Here is an 18,087-nt window from a genome sequence, read left to right as displayed (position 1 = left end):
GTGACGAATCCTAAAAAAATCGCACGTCCAGGCAACTGCCTCTGCAGCGGCCCTGGAATTTACTCGGCCAGATGCAGAAACAACCGCTGCGCGAGTTCCTTGCCGATGGCACTGCGATAAATGCTCACGACTTCCTTATTGTCCTTGGCCGCCTTGAGCATCGCCCTGTAACCCATCAGTCGCTGTTCAGGCAGTTTCAGGTGCGCGGCGGTGAAGGCGTCGGCTGCGGCATCTTCACTGGCGTAATGAAAATGCGCCCACCACAGCTGATGGTTTTCCTTGTCGCGAATGGCGTATTCCTGCACGAAGTCGTTGCGGCGGGCGCCCGACATATTTTTTCGGCCGTCAACCCGGGCTATGTGCACCTCCTGCTGGCGATCCAGATAACTGATCCGGCTGGCTGTCGGCGGCTGTCGCTTGATCATGTCGATGCGCAATTGCCGGCCCTGCTCGCGAAGTCGCTGCCCGGCCTCACGCAACTCGTCCAGCAGCGTCTGCACGGCCTGGGCCCTGCTTTCCCCCGCGTCGGAATCGTCCAGATGAATCTGCAGCTTCTCCGCCAGCTCACCGAGCTTGTCGGCCTTTTGCACCAGGATGTCTTCCATGTCCTCTGGCTCATTGGCGCGAAGGGATTGGCGCACCGCAATGGCGATGTCAGTTTCTATCCGCTGCAGCAAGGCGCGGCCGCGACGCATAAGCTCTGCCAGCGGGACGATACTGTCACGATTGACCGGATGGCGGCGCTGGTCCTCGAGTTCAACCCACTCCCCTTCCGCATGCTGGTGGTATGTGCCGACGACGCGATCACCGGTGGCGTCCTTGACCTCCACGACTTCACCCAGTGAAGGCTCTTCACCTTCGCGCAGACGGCCAATCAACGTGCGTTGGCCTCGGGTCTTGATCACCCGCTTGCGCGTCTGGGCCGCGCGCGGAACATATTCGGCAAGGGTCTCGGCGGGCTCCTCGCTCTCGCGAATGAGGTCCGAAAGCCGGTGCTCGGCGCGGTCGGAGATCAACGAAAGATCCTCGAGGAAACGATTGAAATGCCCGGTATTGACCGCTTCGGGCTCACTTTCAAAGGCGGCGAGCGCGACTATCGAGGCCCGGTCATATTCCCTGAGGGAGCTTTCCAGCACAGCGATCTGTTCGGCGATCGTGTAATCGTGTGGCCTTTCCAGCTCGGCCTGAGAGCTCAGCGCCGAGTGCAGCGAGTCGTCGTTGAGCATGCGCTTGAGCGTCACCGCCCTGTGGGTGTCCAGGATGGTCTCGGCGCTGAAACACAGTTCGAGGGACGACCACATACGACTGGCGCGCCAATCGACGAGGGAGAACATCCGGTTGTTGTAAAACTCCAGCGCTTCCGTGCGCCAGTATGCCTCGCCGACTTTCGGCACCTCGCGCAACCGCTGCCACAGCCCTTCCCTGACCAGCGCCCAGTGCACTCCGCTCTCTTGCAGCACCAGGGATCTCTGGAACAGCCCAAGATAGATGGCGACATTCTCGGAGGAAACCGCTGGCGCCACCGCGCGCATCCGCGCCAGCTCTTCCTTGGCCACGATAAGCATGTCGCTCAGCAGCACGCCTTCGAGCAGACAGATCCGCCGGGCGATGCCTTGCAGATCCTTGGCATAGGTTTTGTCAGGGGTGCGATCGGCAGGACGCAATGACTGGTCGATAGCATTTTTGCGGTCGATGATCTCCATCACGGCGCGGATGTCTGTTTCCAGCAACGAAGTGATCTCATGGTGCCTTTCGAGCGGCTGGGCATCGATACGGTTGTCGTTCTCCACAATCCTGATGTACAGCTCGTTCTGGCGCTTGAGCAGCTCGGACTTTTCCGCGATGGCCAGCTTGAGTCGGGCGGCGTTTTCCAGCGCGAGTTGCCGTGCGCTGCGCTTGGGGCCGCCGCCGCGAAGGCGCAGACCCAGGTCGAGACGCCAGCCCTCACCCTCACGCGCAAGCCAGGGCCCGGTGAGTTCATCGTTTCGCGGGTCGACAATCTGCACGTCGTCGCCCACCTGAACCCTGTACACCGCGCCATCGATGCGCGCGTACCACGCGCCATTCAGCTCATACAGCCCTTGGGTGCCAGCGGCGGCTGACGGCTCCGTCAGCAAAGGCGCTGGCCGGACTTCAAACGCCTGCAGCGCAACCTGCTGGGCAGCCGTCAGGCTCAGATCGGCGCGCGACCAGGAAAAATCCAGTTGGGTTCTCACTGTGCCGGGCAGCGGGTTGGTCTCCACTACAGGCGTTGGCTCCGGGGCAAGGGTCGGACTGGGTGCAGCCAGCAGATCTGCCAGATTCGGCCGAGTTACCCCTGCTGCTCGCCCGCGCGCCGGGAGGACACGATTAGCCTGGGTGCTATGCAGCAGCAACATCGCCACGGTGAGCAGCAAATTGCCCATGGATTCTTCACGATCACGGTCAGTGGCATTGCGCTCAGACGCCAGGGCCCCTTGCGCCTCGTTCATCATCTGCACCAGCCACAGCGCATTGCCGACGGGGCCGGAGACAAACGGCATGAGGGTTTCCAGCGCCAACCAGCCACCGCGCTTGAGCAAGGCCCAGCGACTTTCGGCGTTGGACGTGGACTGCCTGTCCGCCAGCTCGACCAGCGCGGCTGCATTGGCCTTGAACAGCGCAACCAGCGGGTCGCCGACGACCTCGTCGACAGCCAACTGTGCAGGTGCCGGGATTTCCAGGGGTGCGAACTCCGAACCCTGACCGAAGCGCACGATGTGCGGCTGATCGAAGCCGCCATTGCCGTACATCTGCCGCGCGTGATCGTCCATCCACGTCAGCACGTCATCCTGAAGCTCACCGGGTTCGACGATGGCGGCGCGCAGGGTTGCCCAAGACTCGAATTCGATCAGCGACTGTCGGGAAAACGGCCGATACAGCACCACCGGATCCCTGGACGTATCGCGGTCACTGATCACGAACATGTTGGCGACCGCATCAGCCTTCCTGCCAACCATGGCGCGGAAGGCCAGTGGACGCAACGTCGTGTTGCGCAGCGCTGAAGGGCGCTGTTCCGGCGGCTGCACGAGGGCGGCAACACGCTGACAGGCGCTGTCACAAAAGTGCCCCTCGCTCCGCATTTTCAGCTCCAGCGCCCGCAGTGGCAGCTGCGCCCGAAGCTGATCGATGTACGCCGCCTGACGCTTGGCGGATTCACCGGGGTCAGTCACCAGCAGCCGTTTCAGCAGCGCAGGATAATGGCGTCCGATGTCCACCTGACACACCAGCAGCCGCAGGTAATCGGCGCTGAACCAGTCCGGCGCCGGGGTGCCGTCCCTGTGCACGACGTGCAGCGCACCGGCCGGCTCGCCGGAAAGGTTCTCCAGAGCAAACTCGGCGAGGCTCATGCGCACCGGCTCGACCACGCCCGAGGTGACCACCTGACCACCGCCGGGAATCGCGGCAGCGACCACTTTGCGGATAACGACGTCCAGGTCGGCTATCAGCAGATCTGCGGCCTCCGGGTGATCGGCGAGCATTTCGCGCTGCAGTTGCTGACTGGCGTAATCGAGCAACAGCGGAATGTCTTCGTTGAACCTGCTCCCTGCGCCCGCTGGAGCGCTCGCCAACGCAATCATTCGACGGCTGAAATCCATGCGGTCGGCAACGCTGGCGTTGCGCAACCAGTCAGGAAGGGTTTCGGGGGTTTCCATCCCGGGGATGGCGGGGATCAGAAAAGGCGTGATGTCTGTGGCGATGGCCATCCGGCGATCAAGATCGGCAAAATCTTCTGCGTCGGCGTGATCGAGCCGGGTGATCTGCTGCAATTGGCAAGCAAGGATTGACTGGGCCAATGCGTTGAACAGGTCTCCCTCAACCTCGCGCAGTGCCCAGGTTTCGGGGTGGGTGGCTGCCGGCGAAGTATCGAGGCTGGCCAGCAGATCAGCCAGCGAGCCATGCCTAACGATCAGACCCGGCGACTGCCATGTGAAAAACATCTCCGTGCCGCCCCACGCGCCGGTCGCTGCCAGCACGGGCAGGACTGACGCCGGTGAGGAAGCGGCCACTGGCTGGGGGATGCAGGCACGAACGACATCGTCCGCATGGACCTTGTCGATACTCAGCATGAAAGTGCGTTGGGTCTGGTCGGGAAAATAAGCGATGGGACGAAGGAAATCGCCCTCGTTTTTGTGCAGCGCCGGGGTGTCGTTCAACGCTCGCAGATAGCCCTTCTTCAGCGCATCGGACAGCCGCGCCCAAGGGCTCTGCCCATCGGCAGTCGGCGCTTCCCAGAAATCCATCAGCGCCTGCTGGAACTGTTCGTTCAGCGCCAGAGCAACCGTATCGACCAGAATATTCAGCTGATCGAAATCGATGGGCGTCGGGGTCGCGTCCTGTACGGCGGGATCGATGACAAGTGTGTTGGCTTCGGAGCGCCAGAGGGGAGTCTTGCCCGTCAGGAATGCCTGCTGCAGATTTCTCAACAGTGTTTCCGCACGCTGGGTGCCGTCGGAGGCGGTTCGGGTGATGACGCAAATCTCGGGATCGATTTCGAGGTCCGGGAATTGTTGTTGCAGTGCGGATTGCAGCTGTTTGATCGCGACGTTATGCAAGGTCGGTCGCCGGGAAACCTCAGCGATCAGATGAAGGGTTGAGCTCATTGGCCAGTTAACTCGTGCAATGGATTGAGGATCGCTCAGGGCCCCGTGAGGCACTGAGAGAATGTGCGGGGAGTTAAACCGGGAACGAGTCCATCGATGGGATACATAAATATTGTTTTCACGCGGGCGCAGCGGGAGGTCCGTGGTCGACGGCCGGGGCGTTCTGATTGCCAACCGCCAGCTTTACACATATCGTTACAAATCTGGGGTGCTCGAGGCCAAGCGCGGGCGCCGCAGCAGAGGACGCATAAATATAACGGATCCCCCCAGCTAGACAGCTTAAGTGAGTAATTCCAGATGGCCTCGAACACGGGCAAAGGCAAGGCGATATTTCGCGTTGTGAGCGGCAACTTCCTTGAAATGTTTGACTTCATGGTCTATGGCTTCTACGCCACAGCCATCGCCAAAACCTTCTTCCCCGCCGACAGTGAATTCGCATCCCTGATGCTGTCGCTGGCGACCTTCGGCGCCGGTTTCCTCATGCGCCCGCTGGGTGCGATTTTCCTCGGCGCCTACATCGACCACCACGGCCGGAAAAAAGGCCTGGTCATTACGCTGGCGATGATGGCCATGGGCACGGTGCTGATTGCCTGCGTGCCGGGCTACGCGACCCTGGGCGTCGCCGCGCCGCTGCTGGTGCTGATCGGGCGTCTGCTGCAAGGCTTCTCCGCAGGCGTTGAACTGGGCGGTGTCTCGGTTTATCTGGCGGAAATTTCCACGCCGGGCCGCAAGGGCTTTTTCGTCAGCTGGCAATCGGCAAGCCAACAGGCGGCGGTGGTTTTTGCCGGTCTGCTGGGTGTTGGCCTCAACCACTGGCTGAGCCCGGAAGACATGGGCCAATGGGGCTGGCGCGTGCCGTTCCTGATCGGCTGCCTGATCGTTCCGGCGATCTTCGTGATCCGTCGCTCGCTGGAAGAAACCCCTGAGTTCGAAGCCCGCGCGCAACACCACCGCCCAAGCCTGGGCGAAGTGGTCAAGTCGATCGGCCAGAACTTCGGACTGGTCATCGCCGGCATGGCGCTGGTGGTCATGACCACGGTGTCGTTCTACCTGATAACCGCCTACACCCCGACGTTCGGCAAAAACGAGCTGCACCTGTCTGATCTGGACAGCTTGCTGGTGACCGTCTGCGTCGGGATTTCGAACTTCATCTGGCTGCCGGTGATGGGCGCGCTGTCGGACCGGATCGGCCGCAAGCCCCTGCTGCTGGCGGCGACCATTCTGGCGATCATCACGGCTTACCCTGCCCTGTCCTGGCTGACCGCCAACCCGAGCTTCGGCAACCTGCTGATGGTCGAGCTGTGGCTGTCCTTCCTGTACGGCTCGTACAACGGCGCGATGGTGGTTTCCCTGACCGAGATCATGCCGGTCGAAGTGCGCACCACCGGCTTCTCCCTGGCCTACAGCCTGGCGACCGCAACGTTCGGCGGCTTCACGCCGGCGGCCTGTACTTACCTGATTCACGTGCTGGATAACAAAGCGGCTCCGGGCATCTGGCTGAGCGGCGCTGCGGTGCTGGGCCTGATCGCCACGCTGGTGCTGTTCCGCAAGGGTCAGACGCGGATTCAGGGTGTGACGGCGGTGAGCTGATCGCTGAGAGCTATAAGCGGCAAGCTTCAAGCAGCAAGTAAAAACAAAAACGCCCCGAACCAGTCGGGGCGTTTTTTTTGTGCTTAGCGTTTAAGCTCACCGCTTACCGTTGCTTTCAACCTACTTCGGGAAAGCTGGCGGGTTGACCCCGGTCATTTCTTCCATGACGCGGACCACTTGGCAGCTGTAGCCGAATTCGTTGTCGTACCAGACGTACAGCACAACGCGGTTATCCATGGCGATGGTCGCTTCGGCATCCACCACACCGGCGTAACGCGAGCCGACGAAGTCGGTGGACACCACTTCCAGGGAGTTCACGAAGTCGATCTGTTTATGCAGATCGGAATACAGCGCGGTGTGGCGCAGGTATTCGTTCATCTCTTCGCGAGTGGTCGCCGTCCCCAGGTTCAGGTTGAGGATGGCCATCGAGACGTTTGGCGTTGGAACGCGGATCGCGTTACCGGTCAGCTTGCCGGCCAGCTCGGGCAGTGCCTTGGCCGCAGCGGTGGCCGCGCCGGTTTCGGTGATGACCATGTTCAGCGCGGCGCTGCGGCCACGGCGATCGCCCTTGTGGAAGTTGTCGATCAGGTTCTGGTCGTTGGTGTACGAGTGAACGGTTTCAACGTGACCGTTGACGATGCCGAACTTGTCGTTGACTGCCTTGAGCACCGGCACGATGGCGTTGGTGGTGCAGGATGCCGCGGAGATGATCTTGTCATCGGCGGTAATCTGCTGGTGGTTGATGCCGTGCACGATGTTCTTCAGCTTGCCCTTGCCCGGCGCGGTCAGGACCACACGGTCGATGCCCGGGCACTGCAGGTGCTGGCCCAGACCGTCGGCATCACGCCATACACCGGTGTTGTCGACCAGCAATGCGTCCTTGATACCGTACTGGGTGTAGTCCACCTCGGCCGGGTTCTTGGCGTAGATCACCTGAATCAGGTTGCCGTTGGCGCAGATGGTGTTGTTGGCTTCATCGATGGTGATGGTGCCGTCGAAAGGCCCGTGGACCGAATCACGGCGCAGCAGGCTAGCGCGCTTGACCAGATCGTTTTCAGCACCCTTGCGGACCACGATGGCGCGCAGACGCAGGCCGTCGCCGCCACCGGTTTTTTCGATCAGGATGCGTGCCAGCAGACGACCGATGCGACCGAAGCCGTACAGGACGACGTCAGTGCCCTTGCGCTCGCCGGAGTTCTGCTGGCCAATGACTTCGGCCATTTCTTCGCGGATGAATTCTTCAGGAGTGCGGCCATTGGCTTCGGCCTTGTACTTCACCGCCAGCTTGCCCAGGTCCACCGAGGCGGCGCCCAGTTTGAGCTCGCTCATGGCTTTGACGAGGGGGAACGTCTCGTGTACGGACAACTCGCTGGCGTCGGCCTGGCGGTGACGCGCAAAGCGGTGTGCTTTGAGAATCGCGATGACTGAACGGTTGATCAGGCTGCGGCCATAGATCGAACTCACCACATTATTATTGCGGTAGAGCTGACCGATAAGCGGGATCATCGCCTCGGCGAGGGCTTCACGATCGATCCATTCACCAAGACACTGGTCGGGCTTCTGAGTCACGGGAACCTTCCACATGTAGGGGCTGAAAAAAGGGACTACATTATGCACAGGCCTTTATTTATGAGCAATCCAGACTTTTCACGAGCTGGAGCACTACATAATTCCCGGCGCACAAAACTGACAGCGTCTCTGCGGATTAGTTACACTCCCCGGCTTTGCCGCAACGCCTGGAGCTTTAACTTCCGTGCCCGTTCTGCGCCTTCCGATTCTGCCTGCTGCAGCAGGCAAACAACATTGGGGTAACCTCCCCGGTGCCGCCCTGAGTCTCGCCATCGCCGAGGCTGCCAGCGCCGCGAAACGCTTCACCCTGCTGCTTACCGCAGACAGCCAGAGCGCCGAGCGACTGGAGCAGGAACTGAAGTTTTTTGCCCCTGATCTGCCGGTCCTGCATTTCCCCGACTGGGAAACCCTGCCCTACGATCTGTTCTCGCCCCATCAGGACATCATCTCCCAGCGCATCGCCAGCCTGTACCGGCTGCCGGAGCTGGTGCACGGCGTACTGGTGGTGCCGATCACCACCGCCTTGCACCGTCTGGCGCCGACCAGTTTTCTGCTGGGCAGCAGCCTGGTCCTCGACGTCGGCCAGAAGCTCGACGTCGACGCCATGCGCACCCGCCTTGAAGCCAGCGGCTATCGCTATGTCGACACGGTGTACGAGCACGGCGAATTCACCGTGCGTGGCGCGCTGATCGACCTGTTTCCGATGGGCAGCAAACTGCCTTACCGCATCGACCTGTTCGATGACGAAATCGAAACCCTGCGCACCTTCGAACCGGAAACCCAGCGCTCCATCGACAAGGTCGATTCGGTGCGTCTGTTGCCCGCGAAAGAATTCCCGCTGCAGAAGGAAGCCGTGACGCGCTTCAAGGCCCGCTTCCGCGAGCGCTTCGACGTCGATTTCCGGCGCAGCCCGATCTTTCAGGACTTGAACAGCGGCATCACGCCGGCCGGTATCGAGTACTACATCCCATTGTTCTTCGAAGAAACCTCCACGCTGTTCGACTACCTGCCCCAGGACACCCAGGTGTTTTCCATGCCGGGCATCGAAGCGGCGGCCGAGACGTTCTGGAAGGACGTGCGCAACCGTTACGAAGAACGTCGTGTCGATCCTGAACGCCCGTTGCTGCCGCCGGCCGAGCTGTTCCTGCCAGTGGACGACTGCTTCGCGCGCCTGAAGAACTGGCCGCGGGTGGTTGCCAGCCAGGACGACGTCGAAAGCGGCGTTGGCCGCGAGCGTTTTCCGGCACAGGTGCTGCCTGATCTGGCCATCGAAGCCAAGGCCAGCCAACCGCTGGCAGCGCTGTCGAAATTCCTCGGCGAATTTCCCGGCCGCGTGCTGTTTACCGCCGAATCCGCCGGTCGCCGCGAAGTGCTACTGGAACTGCTCGAACGCCTGAAGCTGCGCCCGAAAACCCTGGACAGCTGGCAGGAGTTCGTCGACAGCAAGGAGCGTCTGGCAATCACCATCGCGCCGCTGGACGAAGGCCTGGTGCTGGAGGAGCCGGCGTTGGCGCTGGTGGCGGAAAGCCCGCTATTCGGTCAGCGGGTCATGCAGCGTCGTCGCCGCGACAAGCGCGCCGACAGCCACGCCAGCGATGCCGTGATCAAGAACCTGGCCGAGCTGCGCGAAGGCGCCCCGGTGGTGCACATCGATCACGGGGTCGGCCGTTATCTGGGGCTGGCAACGCTGGAAGTCGAAAATCAGGTCGCCGAGTTCCTCATGCTGGCCTACGCCGAGGAAGCCAAACTGTATGTGCCGGTGACCAACCTGCACCTGATCGCCCGTTACACCGGCAGCGATGACGAGCTCGCACCCTTGCACCGCCTGGGCTCCGAGACCTGGCAGAAAGCCAAGCGCAAGGCCGCCGAACAGGTCCGCGACGTGGCCGCCGAGCTGCTCGACATCTATGCCCGCCGCGCGGCTCGCGAGGGGTATGCCTTCGCCGATCCGAAGCTGGACTACGACACCTTCAGCGCCGGCTTCCCGTTCGAAGAAACCCCGGACCAGCAGACCACCATCGAAGCCGTGCGCGCCGACATGCTCGCGCCCAAGCCCATGGACCGTCTGGTCTGCGGCGACGTCGGTTTCGGCAAGACCGAAGTGGCCATGCGTGCAGCGTTCATCGCCGTGCATGGCGGCCGGCAAGTGGCGATTCTGGTGCCGACCACCCTCCTCGCCCAGCAGCACTACAACAGTTTCCGCGACCGTTTCGCTGACTGGCCGGTGACGGTTGAAGTGATGAGTCGCTTCAAATCGGCGAAAGAGATCAACGCCGCCGTGGCCGACCTGGCCGAGGGCAAGATCGACATCGTCATCGGCACGCACAAGTTGCTGCAGGACGACGTCAAGATCAAAAACCTGGGGCTGGTGATCATCGACGAAGAGCACCGCTTCGGTGTGCGTCAGAAGGAACAGCTCAAGGCCCTGCGCAGCGAGGTCGACATCCTGACCCTCACCGCGACGCCAATCCCGCGCACCCTGAACATGGCCGTGGCCGGCATGCGCGATCTGTCGATCATCGCCACCCCGCCGGCGCGTCGCCTGTCGGTGCGCACTTTCGTCATGGAGCAGAACAAGCCGACGGTCAAAGAAGCGTTGCTGCGTGAGTTGCTGCGCGGCGGTCAGGTGTACTACCTGCACAACGATGTGAAGACCATCGAAAAATGCGCCGCGGACCTGGCCGAACTGGTGCCGGAAGCACGCATCGGCATCGGCCACGGGCAGATGCACGAACGCGATCTCGAACAGGTGATGAGCGACTTCTACCACAAGCGCTTCAACGTGCTGATCGCCTCGACCATCATCGAGACCGGCATCGACGTGCCGAGCGCCAACACCATCATCATCGAGCGCGCCGACAAATTCGGTCTGGCCCAGCTGCACCAGTTGCGCGGCCGGGTCGGGCGCAGTCACCACCAGGCCTACGCCTACCTGCTGACGCCGCCACGCAAGCAGATCACCCCGGATGCGGAGAAGCGTCTGGAAGCGATCGCCAACACCCAGGACCTCGGCGCGGGCTTCGTGCTCGCCACCAACGACCTGGAAATCCGTGGCGCCGGCGAACTGCTGGGCGATGGCCAGAGCGGGCAGATCCAGGCAGTGGGCTTCACCCTGTACATGGAAATGCTCGAACGTGCGGTCAAATCGATCCGCAAGGGCGAGCAGCCCAATCTCGACCAGCCGCTGGGTGGCGGTCCCGAGGTCAATCTGCGGGTGCCGGGGCTGATTCCGGAAGCCTATCTGCCAGACGTGCACACGCGCCTGATTCTGTACAAGCGAATCGCCAACGCCGCCGACGAAGAGGGCCTCAAGGACCTGCAGGTCGAGATGATCGACCGCTTCGGGCTGCTGCCGGAACCGACCAAGAATCTGGTGCGCCTGACCTCGCTCAAGCTGAAGGCCGAGCAACTGGGCATCAAGAAAGTCGACGCCGGTCCCCAGGGCGGACGCATCGAATTCGCGGCGGAGACCCCGGTCGACCCGCTGACGCTGATCAAGCTGATCCAGAGCCAGCCCAAACGCTACAAGTTCGAAGGCGCCACGCTGTTCAAATTCATGGTGCCGATGGAGCGTCCCGAGGAACGCTTCGCCACACTGGAGGCGCTGTTCGAACGCTTGACCCCACCGCCTTCCAAAAAATCGGCTTAAGGATTCACCATGGGTTTGATCCGCTCCTTCACCCTGCTGCTGGTGCTGTTTGCCCCGGCGGCCTTCGCCGATGGCACCTATCAGGTGGAACTGATCCTGTTCCGTCAGAACGGCGAGCCGGCGGCGACCAATCAACCCGCGCCGGAAGACTGGGCCGCCGGGGCGCAACGGCCGGGCGCGGACAGCCAGACGCCCACGGCGCTGGACGGTCTGGTGAACAAGCTCGAATCGAGCGACGGCTATAAAGTGCTGCTGCACACAGCCTGGCAACAGGACCTCAGTGCCACGCCGAGCAAGGTGGCGATCAGTGACGGCCAGGAGCAGTTCGGCCATTTCCCCATCGAGGGCACGGTGAGCCTGGGTCTGGCACGCTTTACCGACATCGACGCGAACTTCTGGGTCAACCAGCTGGACAGCCACGGCGTGCTGGTGACCAGCGAGCGCATGCGTCAGGCCACTCGCGTCAGAAACGGAGAACTTACTTATATGGACAACGGAAGCCTCGCCATGCTGATCAAGGTTTCCCCCGTCCAGCCACCGCGTTGACGCAGGCCTAGACGTGGCGTCCCTACTGGAAAAAGCCCTCGCCCTGCCGTGGGAACCGCTGTTCAAAACCCAGGCGGTCGAGCGGGGTCTGGAGTACGCGCGGCAGCAGCGCGTGATGCTCGAACACTTGAGCGGCGATGTGGTGCGCACGGTGTGCCGGGGTTCAAGCCTGGAGAACTACACCCAGACGCTGTTGTTCAAGGACCCCGAGCGCACGCGCAATTTCATTGTCGGCAAATGCACCTGCCCGGTCAGAAACAACTGCAAGCACTGTGCGGCGGCGCTGTTCTTCTTGCAGGACCCGGCAAACAGCCCCGGCATTCTTGCAGCGGTGGACGGCGAGCCAGCTGCGCGCAGACCGAAAGTCGTCGAGCAAAAACCCAAGTTGCCCGAGCGCCTGGAAAAGAACATCGAGCCCGAGCCTCGGCTGATTCTCGCCAGCTTCGAGTACAGCGCCTACGAACCGCGCAACGGCAAGATGCAGCGGCACATCCAGCACCGCGCGGCCCTGGCGTTTCGCTACCGCGAATCCTATGTGTCTGGCGTGCCCGCCCCCGGCCGTGGCGGCGACATCCTCTGGCATCTGCCGGACGAAATTCTGCGCACGCGCCGCCATCCTGAGCGTGAAGGCGAGTACCGCAAGCAGCTTCAGGAACTGGGCTTTCGCATCGCTACCCGGCAGAGCAAGGCGCTGCCGGACAGCGCCGGCGAGATGTTCGAACTGCCCACCGACAAGGCCTGGCTGAGCTTCATTCTCGATGACCTGCCCCGGCTGCGCGTCGAAGGTTGGCAGATCGAGATGAGCGAAGACTTCGGCTTTGACGTCACGCCGGTGGACGATTGGTACGCAGTGGTCGACGACGAGCCGGAGCGCGACTGGTTCGATCTGGAGCTGGGGATCATCGTCAATGGCGAGCGGCTGAGCCTGCTGCCGATTCTGATCAATCTGCTGCGCACGCACCCGGAATTGATGACCGCCAGCGGCATCGCCAAGCGCCGCGACGACGAGCAGCTGCTGGTTCAGCTCAACCATTTCACCCAGCGCGGCGGCGTACCGATTCAGGTGGCGCTGCCTTATGGTCGGCTGAAACCGGTGCTGGCGACCCTGGGCGATTTCTATTGGCGCGAGGATGGCAACAACGCCATTCGCCTGAACACCGCCGACGCCGCGCGGCTGCGGCAGCTCGATGACCTGCCGCTGGTGTGGCAGGGCGGCGACCGGCTGCGGCAGTTTTCCGAGCGACTGGTGAACATCAAGGACGTGCGCGGTGAGGTGCCGGAGGGCCTGAATGCGACGTTGCGGCCTTATCAGCTGGAGGGCCTCAGCTGGATGCAGGCGCTGCGCGAGCTGGAAGTCGGCGGCGTGCTCGCTGATGACATGGGCCTGGGCAAGACCCTGCAAACCCTGGCGCACCTGCTGCTGGAAAAACAGGCCGGACGTCTCGACCGGCCGGCGCTGGTGGTGATGCCCACCAGCCTGATCCCCAACTGGATGGACGAGGCGAGGCACTTCACGCCGCAACTCAAGGTGCTGGCGCTGTTCGGCACCCAGCGGCATCAGGATTTCAAGCGGCTGCAGGATTACGACCTGATCCTGACCACTTACGCGCTGCTGCCCCGTGACGTCGAAGTGCTCAGCCAGCAACTGCTGCATGTGCTGGTGCTCGATGAAGCGCAATACATCAAGAACCCCACCAGCAAAGCGGCCCAGGCGGCGCGTCAGTTGAATGCTCGGCAGCGTCTGTGTCTGAGCGGTACGCCGCTGGAAAACCACCTGGGCGAGCTGTGGTCGCTGTTCCATTTCCTGATGCCCGGCTGGCTGGGGGATGCCAAGCAGTTCAACAGCAATTACCGCACGCCGATCGAGAAGTTGGGCAACGAGCAGCGTCTGGAGCACCTCAACGCACGGATCAAGCCGTTCCTGCTGCGCCGGACCAAGGAGCAGGTGGCGACCGAGCTGCCGCCGAAAACCGAGATCGTGCATTGGGTCGAGCTCAACGACACCCAACGCGATGTATACGAAACCATGCGCCTGGCGATGGACAAGAAGGTCCGCGACGAGATCACCCGTAAGGGCGTGGGGCGCAGTCAGATCATCATTCTTGAAGCGCTGCTCAAGCTGCGTCAGGTCTGCTGCGACCTGCGGCTGGTCAACAGTGCGCCGGTCAATCCGCGGCAGTCGAGTTCCGGCAAGCTGGACAGTCTGATGGAGATGCTGGAGGAGTTGTTTGCGGAGAATCGCAAGATTCTGTTGTTTTCGCAGTTTACGTCGATGCTGGAGTTGATCGAGGCGGAGTTGAAGCAGCGCGGGATCGCGTATTCGCTGCTGACCGGGAAGACCAGGGATCGGCGGGTGCCGGTACAGGATTTCCAGAGCGGCAAGCATCCGATCTTCTTGATCAGTCTGAAGGCGGGTGGCACGGGGTTGAACCTGACGGCGGCCGATACGGTGATTCACTACGATCCGTGGTGGAACCCTGCGGCGGAGAATCAGGCGACGGATCGGGCGTATCGGATTGGTCAGGATAAGCCGGTGTTCGTGTACAAGATGATTGCGCGGGGGACGGTGGAGGAGAAGATTCAGCATTTGCAGCAGGAGAAGGCGGCGCTGGCAGCCGGTGTGCTGGATGGGCGCAAGGCCGGGGACTGGAAGTTGCAGGATGAGGATATTGCGGCGTTGTTTGCGCCGTTGCCGGTGGTGGCCAAGAAGATCAAGCGCTAAGGCGGGGTGTTTTTAGGATCAAGATCAAGATCAAGACCCTTAAGATCACAAGCGTCTGCCTGGGGGCAGACTGTTTCGCCTTCGGCGAGTTACTTGGAAAAGCACCCCAAGTAACCAAAGGTGCTTGCTCTCGGTTTGGCCCCTCGTTCCTCGGGGTTCCTTCACTCCGGTCTCGCTCCGTGGGCCCGCGCCGAACGGACATCCATGTCCTGACGGCGCTCTCGCCGCATCCATGCGGCTCGGCCCACTGCGCGTCGTCTGCGTTCGGCCTGCACCAAAGTCGCGATTGGCGGCGTCTGGGCTTTTTGCGTATGAAGATCAAAAGCGCGCTTACGCTTAGTAGGACCGGCTTTAGCCGGGAAGCCTTTGATCTTGATCGTTCCCACGCTCTGCGTGGGAATGCATCCCCTGACGCTCCGCGTCACCGGTCTCACCGATGCAACGCGCGCTGTTCTGATCGTGCCCACGCTCCGCGTGGGTATGCATCCCGGGACGCTCCGCGTCCATTCCGGCTGACGCCTGCCCCCCGGGGTATACGCGGAGCTTTTAGTGGGACCGGCTTTAGCCGGGAAGAGGCCAGTTGGGGCGCTAAAAATGTTGCGGATGTACGGGGTCGGGGAAACCGGTGTCACCCAGTTGCCATCAGGTCTTCTTCCGCCCATTTCACGTAGCACACCACAACCGGCATTTCATGTTCGGCGCAGAAGTCGATCCAGCGCAGTTGGTTGTCTTGCAGGCGGTCGCCGGGGCCTTTGACTTCGATCATTCGGTAGCGGCGTTGCGCGGGGTAGAACTGGATGAGGTCGGGCATGCCGGTGCGGTTGGCTTTGATGTCTTGCAGCAGGCGTCGGAACCAGCGTTTGAGGTGTTGCGCGGGCAGGCAGTGCAGCGCTTGATTCAGCAGCTCCGGGGTCAGGGTGCCCCAGAACACGAAGGGCGATTGCAGCCCGAACTTGCTGGCGTAGGTGTCGCGGATCACTGCTTCGTAGCGCTGGTCGTCGAGCTGCGCCAGGCATTCGTCGAACAGGGCCGCGCGGCGCTGGTAGAAGTCCGGGCTGTAGAGGTCACTCGGTGCGCTGTGGAACGGGTGGAAAAACGCGCCGGGCAGCGGCGCAAAGATCGCCCGCCAACAGAGCAGACCGAACAGCGAATTGACCAGCGCGTTCTCCACGTAGTGCACCTCGCTGCCCTCTTCCGCCAGGTGCTGCTGGATCAGCCGTTCGACGCTGTGATCGGGAAGCGGCAGCACGCTCAAATCAAGCCGAGTGACGGTGCGTTTCATCCTCTTTTGCACGCTGCCCTCGCCCAACTTGCGCTTCAGACGCGGCTGTATGCGCAGCAGGTGTTGGGTTTCTTCGTCGTTTTCCGGCGCCGATTGCGCTTCCAGCAGCAGCGTCATCGCGTCGAGGAATTGCTCGCTGCGCTCAAGCACGCGGATCCTCCGCACACGGGCGCCGGGGTAGCTGGACTGCGCGTAAACGCTCAATGCCAGCGGCCAGTCCTGTTCACGCTCGGCCTGCTGACCGATCTTGAACAAGAGCTTGGCGCGACGCATGGCCAGCCAGTGATTGTCGGTCTCGACGGCCAGCGCTTGAGGCGCCAGGTCGGCCAGTGCCATGCCGTCGTCCAGCGCCTGCCGGCAGGTGTGCAGGTGCAGGCAGATGTCGATGTCGGCGCGTTGGTTGATGCCACGGGACTCGACGGAAAATTCGACTTTTTCGTAGCGATAGATGCCCAGGTCCGCCAGCACGAACTCCGACCACTCCTGGTAGAGATTGCCGAAGTACAGCAAGCGAAGCCGGTCGCACAGTGGCATGACCTGCAGCGCGAAGATCACTTCTTCGAACCCGGCAAACCAGTGCTCCAGGCGCTGGGGCGATTCGTAGATCGGCAACAGGCGCTGCAGGAGGTCGGATTTTTTCTCGGCGCTTTTGACGCCGTGGGCCTTGAAGCACTGGCCCAGTTCGTCTTTGCGCAGCAAAGCAAACAGGGCGTGGAGATCGAGATGGGGTTGGCCGTCCACCCAACCGGACTCCAGCAAGGGCGCGGCGGCCAGTCGGACGTCGCCGATCTCGGCGTAATCCAGCTTGCTGGCGCGGAACAGCGTGCCTTTGCGCATGACCATGCGCACCAGCAAGGCCTGCGCAGGTTGCGGCAGCTGGGCAAAATCGTCGATGAAACGCCGCTCGTCTTCATCGAGCAGGTCGTCGTAGCGCTGGGCGATCCAGTTCAGCACCTGGCGGAAGTTTTCCAGGTAGTAAAACGGATTGTCGAGGGGGGAAAGGCTCACGGCGAGGTCACGTAAAGGATGACGGGAGAGCGTCAGGATACTGGTTATCCGTACAGATTCCAGCCCTGCCTGCTGTAGGATGGCGCCGGCCCGATCAACGGCGCGGACCAAAGAGCACTGCTCACCCGTTAGACTCGCTCCACGCATTTTCCAGGAGATCGCCATGCCTTCCACCAGCCAACCCCTTGTCTATCTCGCGGGCTTCGACGTATTTCGCGCCGACGCCATCGAGCACGGCCGCTATCTGAAAGCCCTGTGCGACCAGCACGGTCTTGAGGGTTTGTACCCTTTTGACAACGAAGTGCCGCAGGGGATGACGCCTGAAGAAGCCGCCGCCGTCATTTGCAACGCCAACATTGCGATGATCAAACGCTGCGACGCGGTGCTGGCCAACCTGAACCCCTTTCGCGGCGCCGAACCGGATTCAGGCACGGCCTTCGAAGTGGGCATGGCGGTTGCCCTGGGCAAACCGGTGTGGGCGTATTTCGCAGCGAATGGCGCGTTGCGCGAGCAGATCGCCCATGATGCGGCAGGCTTTGATGGGCAAGGGTTTCAGGTGGAGGATTTTGGGCTGCCGCGCAATTTGATGCTGGCGTGTACCTGGGCCGGCAGTAGCGAAACGGCCGAAGAAGCGATTGAGGCATTGGCTGCGCATCTGGCTGGCTGAACCCAAACCCTGTAGGAGTGAGCTTGCTCGCGATGGCGTCGTATTTACCACTGAATATCCAGCGGATGTACTGGCCTCTTCGCGAGCAAGCTCGCTCCCACAAGGTTTGCATCTGCTGCTAGACCGCGGAGCGGTTCACGACTGGAGATATCCGACAATCGAGCGCCAGCGCCCCGCCTATTCCAGACTCGACGAACTGATGTCCAGCTTGTCAGCGTCGGCAAACTCGTCCAGATCCAGTTCGCTCAAATCCAGCTCGCCCTCCGGATCGCGGTCTTCGTCGGAATCGGCGTCGTTGAGGGGCGACTGGTCGCCGCCGAAATGCTCGCCGTCGTGTGCCCAATAAGCAATTGCGTGGATGTCCGGCTGGTTTGTCTGTAGCTGCATCGTTGACGCTCCGTAGGTGAATGTCGTTAAGCAGGCTAACCCACC

Annotated in this window: 9 protein-coding genes; 5 read left to right on the top strand and 4 right to left on the bottom strand. The window is 62.0% G+C overall.

The window, feature by feature from the left end; genetic code table 11:
• Positions 1-59: 59 nt before the first annotated feature.
• A complete protein-coding gene (locus tag ABEH28_RS08560; RefSeq protein WP_346629660.1) occupies positions 60-4,622 on the bottom strand; it encodes a DUF6543 domain-containing protein in 4,563 nt (1,520 codons plus the stop codon).
• Positions 4,623-4,919: 297 nt separating this feature from the next.
• On the opposite strand from ABEH28_RS08560, the gene ABEH28_RS08555 reads away from it, so the two are divergent.
• Positions 4,920-6,212 (top strand): MFS transporter, encoded by a 1,293-nt coding sequence (locus ABEH28_RS08555; RefSeq protein WP_192174302.1) that lies wholly within the window; start codon positions 4,920-4,922, stop codon positions 6,210-6,212.
• A gap of 120 nt (positions 6,213-6,332) precedes the next feature.
• Here ABEH28_RS08555 and ABEH28_RS08550 read toward each other — a convergent pair whose 3' ends face one another.
• Positions 6,333-7,796 (bottom strand): glyceraldehyde-3-phosphate dehydrogenase, encoded by a 1,464-nt coding sequence (locus ABEH28_RS08550; RefSeq protein WP_122538023.1) that lies wholly within the window; start codon positions 7,794-7,796, stop codon positions 6,333-6,335.
• 169 nt (positions 7,797-7,965) lie between these two features.
• On the opposite strand from ABEH28_RS08550, the gene mfd reads away from it, so the two are divergent.
• From mfd to ABEH28_RS08535, 3 genes are read left to right on the top strand one after another with little or no spacing between them, the layout of a single operon-like run.
• A complete protein-coding gene (mfd, locus tag ABEH28_RS08545; protein ID WP_346626447.1) occupies positions 7,966-11,430 on the top strand; it encodes a transcription-repair coupling factor in 3,465 nt (1,154 codons plus the stop codon).
• 9 nt (positions 11,431-11,439) lie between these two features.
• Positions 11,440-11,976: a peptidoglycan binding protein CsiV gene (locus ABEH28_RS08540; RefSeq protein ID WP_346629659.1), complete on the top strand. Its 537-nt coding sequence runs from the start codon at positions 11,440-11,442 to the stop codon at positions 11,974-11,976.
• 13 nt (positions 11,977-11,989) lie between these two features.
• Positions 11,990-14,698, top strand: a complete 2,709-nt coding sequence (locus tag ABEH28_RS08535; protein ID WP_346629658.1) for a DEAD/DEAH box helicase — start codon at positions 11,990-11,992, stop codon at positions 14,696-14,698.
• Positions 14,699-15,326: 628 nt separating this feature from the next.
• Here ABEH28_RS08535 and ABEH28_RS08530 read toward each other — a convergent pair.
• On the bottom strand, positions 15,327-16,988 hold the full coding sequence (locus ABEH28_RS08530; protein WP_346629657.1) for a VRR-NUC domain-containing protein: 1,662 nt from the start codon (positions 16,986-16,988) through the stop codon (positions 15,327-15,329).
• Between the two features lie 163 nt (positions 16,989-17,151).
• On the opposite strand from ABEH28_RS08530, the gene ABEH28_RS08525 reads away from it, so the two are divergent.
• On the top strand, positions 17,152-17,655 hold the full coding sequence (locus tag ABEH28_RS08525; RefSeq protein ID WP_346629656.1) for a nucleoside 2-deoxyribosyltransferase: 504 nt from the start codon (positions 17,152-17,154) through the stop codon (positions 17,653-17,655).
• Between the two features lie 177 nt (positions 17,656-17,832).
• On the opposite strand, the gene ABEH28_RS08520 is transcribed toward ABEH28_RS08525, so the two are convergent.
• Positions 17,833-18,042 carry a hypothetical protein gene (locus ABEH28_RS08520; RefSeq protein ID WP_346629655.1) on the bottom strand — a complete coding sequence of 70 codons (210 nt, stop codon included), beginning with the start codon at positions 18,040-18,042 and terminating at the stop codon, positions 17,833-17,835.
• Positions 18,043-18,087 lie beyond the last annotated feature (45 nt).

The organism is Pseudomonas sp. Ps21-P2, assembly GCF_039672565.1.
In the GTDB taxonomy this organism is placed as follows: domain Bacteria; phylum Pseudomonadota; class Gammaproteobacteria; order Pseudomonadales; family Pseudomonadaceae; genus Aquipseudomonas.
The sequence above is the reverse complement of the archived record's forward strand: the minus strand, read 5'-3'. Positions and strand labels throughout refer to the sequence as shown.